Origin of the sequence: Paenibacillus hubeiensis (assembly GCF_032334105.1) — a bacterium.
GTDB classification, from domain to species: Bacteria; Bacillota; Bacilli; order Paenibacillales; family Paenibacillaceae; genus Paenibacillus; species Paenibacillus hubeiensis.
The window spans coordinates 891,306-906,987 of record NZ_JAVYAE020000001.1; the positions used below are offsets into that span (position 1 = coordinate 891,306).

Genomic DNA, 15,682 nt, shown 5'->3' on the forward strand with positions numbered 1-15,682 from the left:
TTTTTTGGCATTGCTGCCAATGGTTTTGCAGTCTACTCCATTATACCTTTATTCAATAGGCGGAGCAAAGACTACCGGCAGCCAGATTATAAAGGTCGTTCCTTCGTCGCGTCTCGTCACCACTTCCACAGAACCATGGTGTTCCTCGATGATCCATTTTGCGATGGACAAGCCGAGGCCGATGCCAGGCGTTGCCCCGCGCGACTCGTCCGCGCGATAGAAGCGATCAAAGATATGAGGCACTTCATCCCGTTCCATGCCAATCCCCGTATCGCTGACTCGCAGTCCCACCTGCCCCTTGTACAAAATGGCATCCATCGTCACCGATCCGTCCGGTGTATACTTGAATGCATTTTCAATAAAAATAAACAGCATTTGCTGCAAATAATCCTTGTTGCCGTTCACGTAGATGCCGTTCAGGATGGAGAAGTCTCCCGGACGCCACTCTGCCTGCCTATCGAGGAATTGGGATCTGCGCGCCACTTCCTGCACTAGAATCTGCAGCGGAATCGGCTGCAGCTCGATTTTTTGGCCGGTATCCGCCCTGGCCAGGGACAACATGTCGCTGATCAGCCTGCTCATACGCTTGCCTTCGTCGGCCATGTCATCAATGGCTTCCAAAGACATTTGCTTGATCGTGTCCTCGTCAAGGTTGGATCGCTCCAAGCTTTCCTCGTCCCATAGCTTTTTAAGGAAATCCACATTGCCCCTGATCGTCGTCAGCGGCGTGCGCAGCTCATGCGAAGCATCCGACACGAACCGCCGCTGTGCCGCATTCGTCTCCTCCAGTCCGCGGAAAGACTGCTCCGTGCGCTCCAGCATATTATTTACCGTCTCGATGAGGCGACCGATCTCATCCTTCGGCCCCGAATACTGGATGCGGACGCTCAGGTCATCTCCCGACTGAATCTGATTGGCGGCGTCGACCACGTTGACCAGTGGGCGCATCGACTTGCGCGCCAAGATCAGCCCGGACGTAATCGCCAGAGCCATCGCGACAAGCCAGCCGAAAATAAGAATGTTGAGCAAGGCCTCAAGCAATCTTTCCTGAGAGCTCACGTTGGCGCCAACCTGCAATGTGCCTCTGATCTCATTGGTTCCCTGAAGGGACAAGGGCTGTTGATTCACCAGAAATGGCGTTCCGTTAACGTATACTTTGGATATGCCGCGTTCTTTCAAAATTTCGCTTGTACTCAGCACGCGAAACTGGATGCCGAGTTTCTCCATATTGCCGGATATTTTCCCGGATCGGCTCTGATAATCCCACAGCTGGATGTATATTTGCGCTTCCTGAAGCTGACTTTCCGTAAATGGATCCAGATCCAGCGACTGGGACAGCGGATTTACGCCGATTTGTTCCGTAATTCGGGCACTCTTTACCTTTAATTGCTGTTCCACTTCCTGATAGGAATTGAAATATACGAATGCATAGATGACAACTCCCCAGAAGATCAGCACGGCAGCCAGGATGCCTGAATACCAAGCGGTTAATTTTAACCGGATGGACATGTCAGGAGTCACCTCGCAAAATATAACCCGCTCCACGGATCGTTTGGATCAAACGTTTGCCTCCATGTTCTTCCGTTTTCTGCCTGAGCATGGCAATGTAAACCTCAAGCACGTTGGATTCGCCGCTGTAGTCGTAGCCCCATATTTTATCCATGATCAGATCGCGCGACAGCACCCTTTTCGGATTTTGCATGAACAGGTTCAGCAATTCGAACTCTTTGGCGGTAAGCTCAAGCCGTTTGCCGTCGCGAAGCACTTCACGCGAATCATTGTCCAGAATAAGATCTTCATACGTCAGCCGGTTGTCCGCTGCATCGGCGATATCCGATCTGCGACGCAACAAGGCGCGTACTCGCGCGAGCAGTTCCTCCAAAGCGAATGGTTTTACGAGATAATCGTCCGCGCCGGTATCGAGTCCGGTCACCCGGCTTTGAACCTCATCTTTTGCCGTTAGCATCAAAATGGGTACCTTGCTTCCTGCCGCACGCAGCCTGCGACATACTTCAAATCCGTCGATCTGCGGCATCATGACGTCCAGCACGACAACGTCCGGTTCCTTATCCATCAATTTGTTCAACCCTTCGGCGCCATTGGACGCCGTCTGCACTTCATACCCTTCGAATGCCAGCCCCCGCCGGAGCATGGACACGATTTTTTCGTCGTCATCCACAATCAGTATCGTTGATCGCATGGTCTTTCCCCTTTATCTTGACGTTTGTATGGTTGTATTTCCATTGTAGCAGGCTGTCACCCCGTCTGCATCTTTATGCCCGGCTGCCTTTGGTTCGGACAAAAAAACGGAAGGGCATTCAAGCCCTCCCGTTCGTCCCGAGCCTCGAATCCAAAACATTTCGCTCCTTCAGGCTGCCGTTATTGTTGCTCGGTCGTTTGTGTTGTATCGTAATCGTTTTTGTTGCCGACTTTCACTTTGATGTCCATTTTTTTGCCATCACGCACCACATTTAATGTGATTTCACTGCCAATCTTTTGCGTTTTGATGAAATCGATCAAATCTTGGCTCGTGCTGTAAGCTGTGCCATTCGCACCTGTAATGATATCGTACGGACGCAGGTCCGCTTGATAAGCAGGGGATTGGTAGATCGTGCTGGCCACGACGGAACCTTCGGTAATGTCCGTGCCCATTTGTTTTGCCACTTCAGGAGTCAAAGCCATAAGAGAAGCGCCGATGAACGGAACCGGCTCCTTTGGAACCTCTTTGTTTTCTTTCAGGTATTTGACGGCTTCCGAAATGACGCTGGACGGAATGGCAAAGCCGATCCCTTGTGCATCTGCGCTGACCGCAACATTCATCCCGATGACTTCCCCATTCAGGTTAAGCAATGGGCCGCCGGAGTTACCAGGGTTGATCGAAGCATCGGTTTGCAGCAAGTGGCTGTATTCACGCGTTTTGCCCGTATCCTCGTCCGGAATGCTGATTGTACGTTCTTTCGCACTCAATACACCTGCAGTAACCGTGTGTTCAAAGCCTTCCGGGTTACCGATGGCAACCAGCCATTCACCAACTTGGGTGCTGTTGGAATCCCCAAGGGGAGCTACAGGGAAATCGTCGTCCCCGCTATTTTTTTCGATTTTCAACACGGCAAGGTCAAGATCAAAGCTGCTGCCGAGCAGTTTTGCTTCATATGGCTTGCTGTTGTTCTCCAGCGTTACTTGAATGACGTCAGCGCCCTGTACCACGTGTTGGTTGGTGAGGATATAGCCCGCTTTATCGAAAATAAATCCCGAACCGATGCCGAGCGGAGTCAGCTGGTTGGTGCTTTGCTGCTGCTGCTGTTGGCTTTGGCCGCCATTCATACCGCCTTGGCCCCCGAAGAAGTATTGATACAACGGGTCGCTCAAAGTCGATCCGCCCTGACTGCTGCGCGTAGATTGTTTGGCCAGCGTTTCGATTTTGACTACGGCAGGACTTGTGTTGCTGACAACGGTGGATACATCCGTTTTGCCGGTCGGCAGCAGCGATGCCGTCACGTTGTTGCTGTTTCCCGAATTCGTTGGCGTTGTCTCGCTAGTGCTTTCAGTCTGCGTGCTGGTCAGCGCCTCTTGCGGCGTAAACATATTTGTACGATCTGCGGTGTACATCAGCACCGTAATAACGAGCATGCCGGCAATAAAGGAAAACAAGAGCGAACGGATCGAAGAACGACGAGGTTTGCCGCTGCCTCCGTTATTGTTGAAATTCCAATTCCCATTGCCGTTGCCGCCATTCCCGTCGTTGCCTCCGTTCCCTTGGCTGCGAGGAGGTTCGGATGGCCCTGCACTGTAGAATGCGGGTACAGCCTTCACCGGCTCGGGTCTTGTAATCTCAACCGTTCCTTCTTCACGATGATTCGAAGACGATGTATCATTTTGGTTCACGGACTGGAAAGGTCCATAAGAGTAATAATATGAGGAGTCTTCCGTTCCGGATGTATTGCGATTGTCCGCCTGATTAGGTTCGTTTTGTCCCTCTTGGCGGTTAGGTCTGTAAGTACGTTCATCCATGCCATTCTACCTCCCAATCTCCTGTATGCAAGAGATATTCTTTAACTGTCCTTATTTTGTACTTTAAACCTTAACTGTACCTTAAAAACAATTAAAAAGGAGATAAAACCGCATCACGACTGCATTTTTCACGGTTTATGTCATTGAGGCGGCTTTACCCATCCTTGTCGATAGGCATAAATGGCCAATTGGGTGCGGTCATCCATCTCGCATTTCATCAGCAGATTGCTCACATGGGTTTTGACCGTTTTGATGCTGATATGTAGTTCCTCACCGATATCCTTGTTGCTTTTCCCTTCGGCAATAAGCAGAAGGACCTCTTTCTCCCGTTCCGTAAGTCCGGATTCGTTCTCCCTTGCCGTGCGCTGCCGAATGCCCCTTGTCAACGCCTGGGACACATCTCCCGTCATGACAGGCATGCCGCGATGGGCGCCTTGCAGCGCATAAATCAGCTCCTCCGCCGATACGGTCTTGAGTACGTAACTTACCGCGCCTGCTTCAATCGCCTGCACGACCAAATCATCTTCGAGAAAGCTCGTTAACATGACGATTTTCATACCCGGAAATTCGGACATAACCGCCTGCGTAGCTTCTGCTCCATTCATAATCGGCATCATAAGATCCATCAGGATCAGATCAGGCAGTTCCTCTTTGCCCAATCGACGCAGCTGATCCAGCGCATCCTGGCCATTTCCCGCTTCAGCCACGACATGAAAGGCAGGCTCCAGCATCAAATACGTCTTGAGCCCCATGCGAACCATGTCATGATCGTCCACAATCATAATGTTGACTTTACCGCTCATACCGTTTCCCCCTCAAACTTGTCCTGGAATCTCGGGATGAACACGCGCACCGTCGTTCCCGCTCCCGGTTTGGAAATAATCTGAACCTGTCCCCCCAGTTTCTCGGCCCGTTCCCGCATCGTCGACAGCCCATAAGAACCAGGGCGGTCGGTTTGCTGCAAAAAACCCTGCCCATCATCGCTGACGCTGACGCTGATCTGATGCTCGCTTTCCCTGATCGAAAGACTGACCATGCAAGCTTCGGCATGCTTTACCACGTTGGCCACAGCTTCCTGAATAATGAGAAATAGCTGGTGCTCAATGGCCTCGGACACTCCGCCATCCAGTTCCAGCTCTTTGACGCCCCTAAGGCCATTTTGCCTGCAATAATCGGGAAACCAGCTATCCAGCGCTTCGGCAAGATTACGTCCTTCCAGTTCAACCGGACGGAGCTGGGCGATCAATCCCCGCATCTGACGCTGGGCGACATGTGACATTTGGATAAGCTGGGCAAGCACATTGCGGCCATGCTCCGGATTGATTTCCAGCAGTTTAGGCAGGGAAGAAGCCGACATGTGGATCGCGAACAACTGCTGGCTGACCGTATCGTGCAGATCTCTCGCCATCCGCCTGCGCTCTTCCAGGACCGCGTGTTCGGACGCCTTTTCCTTCTCGATCACCTCGTGTTCTCCAAGACGTTGAAGCAGCCTCATCTTTTTCTCGATGGACTCCATCATAACGTTGAATTCTTCATATACGCGGCCAAAAGAAGAATCTTCCGTCTCCGGCATGCGAACGGCCAGATTCCCCTTGGACACTTTGAGCATGTTGAGATCCAGCAGATCGATCTTGCGCTGCAGCCGCAGTGCCGCGATGTATCCGGTAATCATCGTAGCCAGTACGACGATTGCGGCATACGTCCATGCACGGTGACGGCCGGCCTCGGCCAGCACATCGCCGTACATTAGATAGAAGCCCCCCAGCGTAATCAGCCCGGTCAGGACAAAGTACATCATAAGCTCCCATTTATTCGCCTTTAGAATTGTTCGAAGCATTTTATCTTACCCCACCTTGTTTACTTTGACGTCGCCAATAAATACGCTGACTACGATGCGAACTTTTTTGCCGGCTTCGCGGTAATGCGGAGTTTCTGTCTGTGCGCTGCTCAAAAATCCGCCCCGCTTCTGATTCAGCAAACTCATGTCGCCAATAAACGAGTTGGTGGTTACCGTGATCCCCAGGTCCATGTCGGCCGGCACAAACACCTTGACGTCTCCAATAAAGGAAGAGATGTTAATTTTGGTTTCACCGTAAGGGATTTGGGCTTTGGTAAGATCAATGACCGTGTCTCCAATGAATGTCGAGATATTCATCGGCTTCAATTGGAAGACGTCCTGTCCGAGATGAAGGTCCCCGATGAACGTGGATTTATTGATGTTTCTGCCGTCGCCGTAATCTTCATAGCCGTAGCCGTGCTGCCCATGTTTCCCATGTTGGCCGTCTTCGTAACCTTTGGAATCGTGGGAGAATTGTTTCCAGGATTGCTGTTCCCCGGAATGGTGTGAACCATGTGGCGTTGAGGCGTTACCCTGCACTCCGCTTGTTTCTCCGCCATTCGGTTTGCCGAACGTTTTTTCGAATTGCTCGTCAAACGTGGAAGGCATCTCCAATTCTTCCGGAGTAAGCGGCTTGTAGGTTTCGGATGCCTCAGGCGGAGGGGACTGCATTTGGTCTTTATGCTTGCGGTCTCTTCGGCGTGGCCCGATCAAAACAAACAATCCTCCGCCAATCAGCATGACGGGAATGAGGTACCGGATAAACTCACCCATGGAATAGTCGATCCAATCCAGATTACGCGCAAGGAAGTACCCGCCTATGGCAAGCACGATGACCGGTCCGATCGCCGCGTAACCTCCGTTTCGCCGGATTTCGGTTAGGCCCTTGAATCCCCACCAAATCAAAAATACCGGCCAGTATGTTCTAAACACGTATCCGATGTCAATATCGTAACCCATTTGTTTGAGCAGAATGACCAGACCGACCGCGATCAACGGTATGCCAATCCACCAACGGTCCCGCATAGAATGTTTCATCGCTCATTTCTCCTTCTTCATTGATTCTGTAACCAGTTTAACGCAGACAAGGAGTCATGAACAGCGGCGGCAGATGGAACCCAACTCCGTCTCGAGACCGATGTGAATGGGTATTTATGTAAAAAAAATAAATAAAACAACACCCTGGAGCACATCAGCTCCAGGGCGTTGATCGTTACTTGATTACTTTTCGTTAAGGCCTTGGTCTTCTACGGCAAACTCGGAGTTAAATTTTTCATCCGGAGTTTTGTAGTTTTCCTGCACTTTGTTTTGCGCAGCCTTTTGCACTTTTCCTTTTACGTTTTCTTGACCAAATTCTGCATTGAACTTCTGGTTAGGAGTTTGACCTGTTTGGAAATTTTTTGGCACGATGAATGCACCTCACTTTTAGTATTTGGGATTCAAGCACGATATGCACAAACGCTCTTGTCCCCAGAAGTATTATGTGTAGAGTCCTTTGCCGTTATTCATCGTGCAAATCACCCTAGATGGCCTTGTCTAACCAAGAATCCGGAATGCTTCGATACACATTGATTGTTTTTGTCAGCTCATCCAGCATTTTTTCGGTACACTTTCCGTTTCCTTGTTTGATGACCTGCACTTCAACGTCTTTTTTGCCCCATTCCTTATATACCTGTTTGATGGTCGGGAAATAAAGATCGATTTTGTTGCCCTTGATGGCTGAACCCGTATCGGCAACGATTCCGTAGCCATACCCAGGAATGTATAGAATGGAGCCCATGGGGAACAATTTCGGATCTGCAGCGATCGTGGATACGGTTTCCTTGTCCCGCCGCACCTTTACTCCCGAATACGTTATCCCGTACTGCGGATGTTTGGGTCCTTTGCCCGTGGATTCTACGCCTGCCGTATAACCGGTTGCCGTTACTTTATGTGTATCCAGTATTTGTTCGGATCGCGGAGCCAACACAGGTATGGATGATTCATCGCCGTTCTTGGCCAGTTTCCCTGCATTGGAATCGTTCACATTCGAGGACCACAGCAAGGATAATACTCCCATCGTCGTCACCCGAGCATGGTCATTGGTGATGAGTCGTTGTGCATAATGGCTGCTTATGCCTGCAGAAACGAGATGCGGAGGGTTCATATGCTCGACAAATTGTTCGCCATTATCCTCTTCGAACGTGTAAGCTAACGCCTGTCTTCCCTCTATAAACATCAGTACAACAAAGATGACACTGCACATAAACAGAAATGGTACGGTTCGGATTGAACTTGTTTTGAACATGGACATGGATATAACCTCCCCCTTACTGCAAAGGTTTTCCAAAATGCCCTGTTGTTATACCAATCCCAATAACTCTAAAATCGATATCCATCAAAAAAGACCCGCACCCAGCACGCGGCCATAACCGCATACTGAATGACGGATCTTCCAATCACGGGCTGCTTATCATCGATCGCCTTTCCCGAGTTAGTTTAGATTTCAGTGTAGAACGTGTAGAACGTCACACCCGTTTTGAAGCAATCTCTTCTTTCAATTGAGCCACGATTTCATCCAAAGGCTTCATGCCTAAATCGCCTTCGCCCCGTTTACGCACGGATACACCTTCGGCATTGCGCTCGTTCTCTCCGACAACGAACATATATGGAAGTTTCTCCAATTGGGCTTCGCGAATTTTATAACCCAGCTTTTCGTTGCGAAGATCGGCTTCGGCGGAAATGCCTGCACGTTTCAGCTTGGCCTCCACTTCGCGGGCATAGTCGTCGAAATGGGTGGATACCGGAATAACTTTAGCCTGTACCGGAGAGAGCCAGAGCGGCAGTGCGCCCGCAAAGTTCTCCAGCAGGAATGCCGTGAAACGCTCCATCGTACTGATTACGCCGCGATGAATAACGACTGGGCGGTGTTTCTGTCCATCATCTCCGACATATTCCAGTTCGAAGCGTTCAGGGAGAAGGAAATCGAGCTGTACAGTGGACAGCGTTTCTTCCTTGCCCAGAGCGGTTTTGATCTGAACGTCCAGCTTCGGACCGTAGAATGCCGCTTCGCCTTCGGCTTCATAGAACGGCAGGTTAAGCTCTTCTACGACTTCACGCAGCATACGCTGGGACATTTCCCACATTTCGTCGTTTTGGAAATACTTTTCCGTATCCTGCGGATCGCGGTACGAGAGACGGAAACGGTACTCGTCAATGCCGAAATCTTTATAAACCGTCTGAATCAGTTCGATCACGCGTGCAAATTCTTCTTTGATCTGGTCCGGACGGCAGAAAATATGGGAATCGTTCAGCGTCATTGCACGCACGCGATGCAGTCCTGTCAGTGCACCGGACATTTCGTAACGATGCATCATGCCCAGTTCGGCAATGCGGATCGGAAGGTCGCGATAGCTGTGCATGCTGGACTTGTACACCATCATATGGTGAGGACAGTTCATTGGGCGGAGCACGAGCTCTTCGTTATCCATTTCCATTTTCGGGAACATGTCCTCTTGATAATGCTCCCAGTGACCGGACGTTTTGTACAATTCCACGTTACCCAGAACCGGTGTGTAGACATGCTGGTATCCCAGGCTTTCCTCCAGGTCCACGATGTAACGCTCCAGTGTACGGCGAAGCTTCGCCCCGTTCGGCAGCCAGATCGGCAAGCCTTGACCCACGAGTTGGGAGAAGGTGAAGATTTCCAGTTCCTTGCCCAGCTTGCGGTGATCCCGCTTGCGGGCTTCTTCCAGCAGGCGCAGGTGCTCGTCCAGTTGTGCCTTTTTCACAAAAGCCGTTCCGTAGATGCGCTGCAGCATTTTGTTTTTGCTGTCTCCGCGCCAGTAAGCCCCGGCAACGTTCATCAATTTAAACACTTTGATTTTGCCTGTGGAAGGCACGTGCGGACCACGGCAAAGGTCAAAGAACTCGCCTTGCTCATAAATCGTAATTACGCTGTCTTCGGGCAGGTCACGGATCAGTTCCAGCTTGTACGGATCGCCCACCTCTTCAAAGGTGCGGATCGCTTCTTCGCGGCTAACTTCTTTACGAACGATCGGCAGGTTTTCGCCAACAATGCGTTCCATTTCCTTCTCGATCTTTTGCAAATCTTCCGGGTTAAGCGGATGTTCCAAATCCATGTCGTAATAAAATCCGTCTTCGATAACAGGTCCCACGCCGAGATGAACCTCTTTGCTTCCGTACAAGCGTTTAACGGCTTGAGCGAGCAAGTGTGCGGTACTATGGCGCATCACTTCAAGTCCTTCGGGAGTATCCTGGGTCACGATTTCGACCAAAGCTCCTTCATGAAGCGGTGTGGACAAGTCTACCACGATGCCATCCAATTTGCCGGCTACCGCATTTTTGCGCAATCCGCTGCTAATCGAAGCTGCTACGTCCTCAATGTTGCTTCCTTCGGCATATTCGCGGACGGAGCCGTCCGGAAGTTTAATGTTTACTGTCATTGGTCTCATTCCTCCTATGAATGTTAGAGCTGTGTCCTCACGGAGACGGACTGAAATCTATGCGGTTCCCGCCATTTCGGCAAAAACGCAAAAAACACCCGTCCCGGTCAAGGGACGAGTGTGATCATACTCGTGGTTCCACCCTAATTCGGCTGCCTTTCACAAAACTTATGGCATGCAGCCCTCATTGGCATGTCGATAACGGGCATGACCCGGCAAGTCCTTACTCGCGACGAATGCCTGTCGTCAGATGCACAGGCTTAGCCGTTTTCAAAACTGCAGCTACAAAGGGGTAAACCAAACGTGGCTTTCGGAGGAAATTTCAGCCTTGTTTCCCCTCTCTGCACCAACCTTGCGCATGGCTCATGTCTTTGTCAACGCTTTTATTATAGATTGAATCGTATGGCCATGAAGTGAAGACTTCATGAATCAACAGTTATTATAATTGCCAAGATCACTTGCGTCAAGACCTGTCATCAGCCCCGTCCGGAGCACCTCGCACTCGGGGCACTGGTGGCAGATCTGAACCTTGTCCTCAAAAATGTTGCGGATCGTTGAAATAATAGGGAGATCCGGAGTGCGTGTGTGCAGCAGCACTTTTTCGGGAGAGATGGAGATCAAGGTGCTGACAATCATGTCCTCAATGTCCATTTCCAGCTCCAGTCCCCGCATTTCGACGACAACCTGCTCGTCTTTTTGAACAGGCAGCGGATTGAACGAAGCATCGAACACGCGGAACTCATGCGAGCCTTTGTGCACAAGATGTACCAGCGGCACCTTCGCTTCCTGGAAAAATACAAAGTATTTAAGCAGCCCCATAAACTCCTCGTACTGGCGATCCATCCAGAACTCGTCAATGGCGTATTCCACCAGCTCCTGAAGCTCCTGTCTGTACTGCTTTATACGGAAACGGATGATGCCTTCCAGCGAAAAAAAATGGACCTCCTCCAGATCCTTTCGCAAACCGCCGGCCAATGTATTTCGTCTCCGTTCCCGCATTCCCTGCTGCCCCATCACATGTTGATCAAGGAGCGGCATGAAAATCCGTTTAACCTTCTCGATCTCGTCTTGCTCCATCACCGAGCAGGCTTTGGAGATCAGGCGCTCCGCGATGGATCGTTCCTGGGTTTCCATAATGAAATCCGCCAAGCCGAATGCCAGCACTTCGCTGATTTTGGGCAGCCATTGCTGAAAATCGGCGTGCTTTTCATTGCCTCTGCATACCCAGACGGCTCTCCCGTTCTTATGTTTGAACGTGAGCCGAAAACCTCTTTTGCTTATATGTAATCCTTTGGTTTTCTCTTTGACGCACCGGTAAAAACGTTCAGCCTCATCCGCTCCGGACACCTCTGTCCATACATTGAACAATTCCACGTCGCTCACTCCTTTCCATCCTGTTCAAAGTATATGGCAAGGCCAACAGGGATATACGAAGCGGATTGATGGAAAGGGTGTCATGATTTCTCAACATCGAATAATCCGGTTTGGAGAAAAGACAAAAATGTGTTATTATTTTTATAACAGTATGTTTCACGGAAAAGGAGGGAAGCCAAGATGAGAACATATTCGGAATTGCTGAGATGCCTCATGATCGTTATTTTGTGCGTATTTCAGGGCTTGTGCTTCCCTATTCCCATGCAGTCGGAATCTGCTGTAGGTGTGTCTGTGGATGCAACCTCCAACAAGGAGGCGGCGCTTCAAATTACGGAGTCCCAGCAAAAGCCTTTAATTCGCAAATATCCGCAAATCATGTCCAAGCTGCTGGCGGTTACGCATAGCAGGCCTGTGTTTCTTGTGGTCAACTTATTGTTGCTGCTGCGAATTCCCGCTCCCCGTCTGCCCTTTAAACCGTTGATTTATCTGTTTAAACGCAGATTATTTCTGCTGCCCATCAAATTCACGAGTTTGTTTGTGTCATCCCCTTCCTTTGCACCAAAGTACGCGAATGCGCTCTGATTGTGACGCAATCCGTATTTTAGGCTGCCTTGCATAGAGTCGCCTCTGCCCTCTTGGCACGACGGTGCGCTTGTGCATAACTTAATACCCATTATGCAAACGTTAATGATTGGATTGTTCGATAGCATCGTCTTATTTGAGCTGTAATTGTTGTACCTTGCTCACCCAAATTACGACAAAGGCTGTGTAGTTGAAAGTCACGGCTCTGTTTACCTGTCTGAGCATGGCGTATTTTCACGTCCTCAATCCCCCGTTCCTCGGTGGACTATCATCGGATTTTCGGGTAATCGCCTGACTTTCGACCGGCCTTCAATATTAAGGAGGCATTTAACGAATGGATGTACGTGAAACGGATTTGCCGGGAATCGGCCGAAAATTTCAGATTGAAACGAGCAGCGGAGACAAAATCGTTGTCATTATCCATGATGACGGAAGACGGGAAATGTATCATTTCGAATACGACGACCCTGATCAAAGCATCTCCATGATCACGCTCGATGATCATGAGGCAAGACAAATTGCCGCCATTGTAGGCGGATTGACCTACAAACCGAAGCAGCTCGAAAACATTGAAGTCACTTTCGATGACCTGATCATCGAATGGTATAAAATCGAATCCTCTTTTGGCTGCATCGGCAAATCCATCGGAGAACTGGATGTGCGTCAGAACTCCGGGGCAACAGTCATTGCCGTTGTAGAGAAAAATCACAAAAAACATATCAGCCCCGGTCCGGAGGTCGTGATCACGGCAGAATCCACGGTTGTTGCCGTTGGCGAACGCAACCAGCAGAAGCTGTTCAAGTCTCTCCTTCTGACCGGAAGGGGGTGACTGCATGGACCATTTGGTATTTGAAATCGGTTTGGCCCTTGTGCTCATCGCGGCTGCGGGCCTGATCTCGGCAAAACTGCGCTTTTCGGTCGTTCCGTTCTACATCTTGATTGGGATGGCCGTCGGCCCCCATGCGATGAAAATCTGGCATTTGGATTTTCGTTTTATCGAAAGCCAACCCTTCATCGACTTTATGGGACGAATCGGGATTCTGTTCCTGCTCTTCTATCTCGGATTGGAATTCTCGGTCGGAAGATTGATCAAATCTGGCCGTTCCATCGCGGTCGGTGGTTCGATCTATATCGCCATCAACTTTACGCTAGGTTTGGTACTCGGTTTTGCTGCGCAATTTCCGGTAGCGGAAGCCCTCGTTATCGCTGGAATCACGACCATCTCCTCCAGTGCCATCGTGGCCAAAGTGCTGGTTGACCTTAAACGGACGGCAAACCCGGAAACGGAAATGATTCTTGGCATTATTATGTTCGAGGATGTGTTCCTCGCCGTATATATTTCCATCCTGTCCGGACTGGTGCTCAGCGACTCGTCTTCCATCGGAGGCGTCCTCCTGTCCGCTCTTGTCGCACTTGGTTTCATGCTTATCGTCATCATACTGGGGCGCAAGGCGACGCCATTGCTGAACAAAGCTCTCAAAATCCGTTCCAACGAGTTATTCTCGCTTGTCGTTTTCGGTGCATTGTTCCTGGTCGCCGGCTTCTCCGAAACCATTCACGTTGCGGAAGCGATCGGTGCCTTGCTCGTTGGTCTGGTACTGGCGGAAACGGAGCATGCGAAACGCATTGAACACTTGATTCTGCCATTCCGCGACTTCTTCGGCGCCATCTTTTTCTTCAGCTTCGGTCTGTCTATCGATCCGTTGGCCTTGGGCGGGGAAGCGGTATGGCTTGCCTTGATCGCGGTGGTCGTTACCTTGTTCGGCAACTTCCTGGCAGGCATGCTGGCAGGACGAAGCGCCGGACTTTCACCGAAAGCTTCCGCCAATATCGGGTTAACCATCGTTTCGCGCGGCGAGTTTTCCATCATTATGGCCAACATGGGCAAAGCTGGCGGACTACTGCCGATCCTGCAGCCTTTTGCGGCGCTGTACGTTCTGATTTTGGCCATACTCGGGCCGTTGTTGACCAAAGAGTCCAAGCATGTCTTCCGTTTGCTGGACAAAATATTCAAGTTCAAGAACCCTCGTAAAAAGAAAGAAGAAACCAAGGTGCTTCAGGAAGAAGGCTGATGCCTTCTGACCCAGGCAATCCCTTGAAACCAATCGCGGCTCATTCGCCGTTCTTTCTGTAACCCACCCGGGGAGAAGGGCTCGCAGCCGCAAAGGAGGATGACGCATGAAAGCACCTCTGATCTCGGCTAATCCGGCGCAATCGCCCGCCAAGACCCGAACGAAGCCCACCCATCGCCTGCTTAACCTGCTTTTGGTGGTCGTTGGCGGCATTCTGGCCTCCGTGGGCCTTGAATTGTTCTTGCATCCGAACAAAATCATTATCGGCGGAATCACGGGCCTGTCCTCGCTATTCGCTCACTGGACAGAGATGCGAATCGGTTTGTTCCTGTTTTTGTTTAATGTACCTTTTATTTTTCTGTCCTATCGGATCGTTCAAAAAAAGTTCGTATTGGTCAGCGTTCTCGGGCTGGTTGTCTTTTCGATCGGCGCCCTCGTGCTTTATCCAATGCCGCCACTGGTAGAGCATCCTCTGGCTGCAGCCATCTTCGGCGGTCTGTGCCTTGGACTAGGCATCGGACTTGTAGTAAGGTATGGCGGAACGCTGGATACGCTGGAAATCGGTGATCCGTCCTCCCGTCCGCCGGAACGCCTGTTTAGCGGGAAGCGGATGCTGGTTGAAAAAATAATTATGCTGATCAACTTGTTGATTCTGACGGCAGCCGGTGTTGTATTCGGCTGGGATCAAGCGATGTATTCCGTGATTGCCTACCTGATTGCGTACGAGATGGTGTATATTGCTTTTCGGGGATTTACGTCGAAGCGCAAGTTGTATATATTGACCTCCAAAAGCGATCAGGTGCAGGCCGCGCTGCGCAAACGACTGCGTCGTGAACCTGGAATACCGTTTGCAGCTGCAGACATAACGCAACCCGCTAACGCGGATGGCTGGATTCAGCAAATTCCCGGCACGCTCTATTATGAAATCCACGTTCTGGAAATGATCTGGCTCAAATCGGTCGTACGGCATATCGATCCGCATGCCGGCATCGTTACCCACCCTGAAAAATAACCAGGGGATTCAAATAAAAACTCTCTCTGATCTGTGTGTGGCATGCTTCCGCACCAGATCAGAGAGAGTTTTTTGTTGTTATAGAAACTGCATTAATCAATCACACTAGGCCACTACGAGTGCAGTACCATCTTCCGATCGCTGTTATCCCCAGATTATTTTGAATCTCCTTTTCTAAGGAGTAATCCGGTGATAAGCCTATGCTTCCGATGCAGCTTTCTTTCAGAAAGCTTTTAAGCGAACGCTTCGCTTCTTCAGATTGGTTCTGCCTCTTCGTTAACGTGTGTATATTTTTTGCCGTTTATATATTTATTTCGCAGCACACGTCCGCCAAATTCCCGGTCGGCAC

14 protein-coding genes are annotated in these 15,682 nt (G+C 50.3%); 4 read left to right on the forward strand and 10 right to left on the reverse strand.

Going from position 1 to position 15,682, the window contains the following annotated elements; translation table 11 throughout:
- Positions 1-48 precede the first annotated feature (48 nt).
- The 10 genes from RSX24_RS04250 to RSX24_RS04295 form a co-directional block, all read right to left on the reverse strand.
- A complete protein-coding gene (locus RSX24_RS04250) occupies positions 49-1,509 on the reverse strand; it encodes a sensor histidine kinase (protein WP_343259759.1) in 1,461 nt (486 codons plus the stop codon).
- A gap of 1 nt (position 1,510) precedes the next feature.
- Positions 1,511-2,200, reverse strand: a complete 690-nt coding sequence (locus RSX24_RS04255) for a response regulator transcription factor (RefSeq protein WP_236415894.1) — start codon at positions 2,198-2,200, stop codon at positions 1,511-1,513.
- 179 nt (positions 2,201-2,379) lie between these two features.
- Positions 2,380-4,011, reverse strand: coding sequence for a S1C family serine protease (locus RSX24_RS04260; protein WP_343259760.1), 1,632 nt, complete (start codon positions 4,009-4,011; stop codon positions 2,380-2,382).
- Between the two features lie 140 nt (positions 4,012-4,151).
- Complete coding sequence (locus RSX24_RS04265; protein WP_236415896.1) at positions 4,152-4,814, reverse strand: response regulator; 663 nt, start codon at positions 4,812-4,814, stop codon at positions 4,152-4,154.
- Positions 4,811-5,848, reverse strand: coding sequence for a HAMP domain-containing sensor histidine kinase (locus RSX24_RS04270; protein ID WP_236415897.1), 1,038 nt, complete (start codon positions 5,846-5,848; stop codon positions 4,811-4,813). Before RSX24_RS04270 ends, RSX24_RS04265 begins: the two co-directional genes overlap by 4 nt.
- A gap of 6 nt (positions 5,849-5,854) precedes the next feature.
- Positions 5,855-6,886 (reverse strand): cell wall-active antibiotics response protein LiaF, encoded by a 1,032-nt coding sequence (gene liaF / locus RSX24_RS04275; RefSeq protein WP_236415898.1) that lies wholly within the window; start codon positions 6,884-6,886, stop codon positions 5,855-5,857.
- A gap of 183 nt (positions 6,887-7,069) precedes the next feature.
- Complete coding sequence (locus RSX24_RS04280) at positions 7,070-7,255, reverse strand: hypothetical protein (RefSeq protein ID WP_236415900.1); 186 nt, start codon at positions 7,253-7,255, stop codon at positions 7,070-7,072.
- Between the two features lie 115 nt (positions 7,256-7,370).
- Positions 7,371-7,907: a 3D domain-containing protein gene (locus tag RSX24_RS04285; RefSeq protein ID WP_236416314.1), complete on the reverse strand. Its 537-nt coding sequence runs from the start codon at positions 7,905-7,907 to the stop codon at positions 7,371-7,373.
- 448 nt (positions 7,908-8,355) lie between these two features.
- Positions 8,356-10,293 carry a threonine--tRNA ligase gene (thrS, locus tag RSX24_RS04290; RefSeq protein ID WP_339277110.1) on the reverse strand — a complete coding sequence of 646 codons (1,938 nt, stop codon included), beginning with the start codon at positions 10,291-10,293 and terminating at the stop codon, positions 8,356-8,358.
- A gap of 429 nt (positions 10,294-10,722) precedes the next feature.
- Entirely contained in the window at positions 10,723-11,676 is a 954-nt protein-coding gene (locus RSX24_RS04295) for a putative sporulation protein YtxC (protein WP_343259761.1), read from the reverse strand.
- 171 nt (positions 11,677-11,847) lie between these two features.
- On the opposite strand from RSX24_RS04295, the gene RSX24_RS04300 reads away from it, so the two are divergent.
- From RSX24_RS04300 to RSX24_RS04315, 4 genes are all read left to right on the forward strand, one after another.
- Positions 11,848-12,249, forward strand: coding sequence for a hypothetical protein (locus RSX24_RS04300; RefSeq protein WP_236415905.1), 402 nt, complete (start codon positions 11,848-11,850; stop codon positions 12,247-12,249).
- Positions 12,250-12,583: 334 nt separating this feature from the next.
- Entirely contained in the window at positions 12,584-13,078 is a 495-nt protein-coding gene (locus RSX24_RS04305) for a cation:proton antiporter regulatory subunit (protein WP_236415906.1), read from the forward strand.
- 4 nt (positions 13,079-13,082) lie between these two features.
- Positions 13,083-14,321 carry a cation:proton antiporter gene (locus RSX24_RS04310; protein WP_339277106.1) on the forward strand — a complete coding sequence of 413 codons (1,239 nt, stop codon included), beginning with the start codon at positions 13,083-13,085 and terminating at the stop codon, positions 14,319-14,321.
- A 106-nt stretch (positions 14,322-14,427) separates the two neighbouring features.
- On the forward strand, positions 14,428-15,333 hold the full coding sequence (locus RSX24_RS04315; RefSeq protein ID WP_236415909.1) for a YitT family protein: 906 nt from the start codon (positions 14,428-14,430) through the stop codon (positions 15,331-15,333).
- Positions 15,334-15,682: the final 349 nt, after the last annotated feature.

What these genes read in the sequence shown, in the direction of transcription:
- RSX24_RS04300 (WP_236415905.1), top strand. Translation starts at nt 11,848, where the DNA reads ATGAGAACATATTCGGAATTGCTGAGATGCCTCATGATCGTTATTTTG.
- liaF (WP_236415898.1), bottom strand. Translation starts at nt 6,886, where the DNA reads ATGAAACATTCTATGCGGGACCGTTGGTGGATTGGCATACCGTTGATC.
- RSX24_RS04255 (WP_236415894.1), bottom strand. Translation starts at nt 2,200, where the DNA reads ATGCGATCAACGATACTGATTGTGGATGACGACGAAAAAATCGTGTCC.
- RSX24_RS04305 (WP_236415906.1), top strand. Translation starts at nt 12,584, where the DNA reads ATGGATGTACGTGAAACGGATTTGCCGGGAATCGGCCGAAAATTTCAG.
- RSX24_RS04315 (WP_236415909.1), top strand. Translation starts at nt 14,428, where the DNA reads ATGAAAGCACCTCTGATCTCGGCTAATCCGGCGCAATCGCCCGCCAAG.
- RSX24_RS04285 (WP_236416314.1), bottom strand. Translation starts at nt 7,907, where the DNA reads ATGGGAGTATTATCCTTGCTGTGGTCCTCGAATGTGAACGATTCCAAT.
- RSX24_RS04270 (WP_236415897.1), bottom strand. Translation starts at nt 5,848, where the DNA reads ATGCTTCGAACAATTCTAAAGGCGAATAAATGGGAGCTTATGATGTAC.
- RSX24_RS04310 (WP_339277106.1), top strand. Translation starts at nt 13,083, where the DNA reads ATGGACCATTTGGTATTTGAAATCGGTTTGGCCCTTGTGCTCATCGCG.
- RSX24_RS04265 (WP_236415896.1), bottom strand. Translation starts at nt 4,814, where the DNA reads ATGAGCGGTAAAGTCAACATTATGATTGTGGACGATCATGACATGGTT.
- RSX24_RS04250 (WP_343259759.1), bottom strand. Translation starts at nt 1,509, where the DNA reads ATGTCCATCCGGTTAAAATTAACCGCTTGGTATTCAGGCATCCTGGCT.
- thrS (WP_339277110.1), bottom strand. Translation starts at nt 10,293, where the DNA reads ATGACAGTAAACATTAAACTTCCGGACGGCTCCGTCCGCGAATATGCC.
- RSX24_RS04260 (WP_343259760.1), bottom strand. Translation starts at nt 4,011, where the DNA reads ATGGATGAACGTACTTACAGACCTAACCGCCAAGAGGGACAAAACGAA.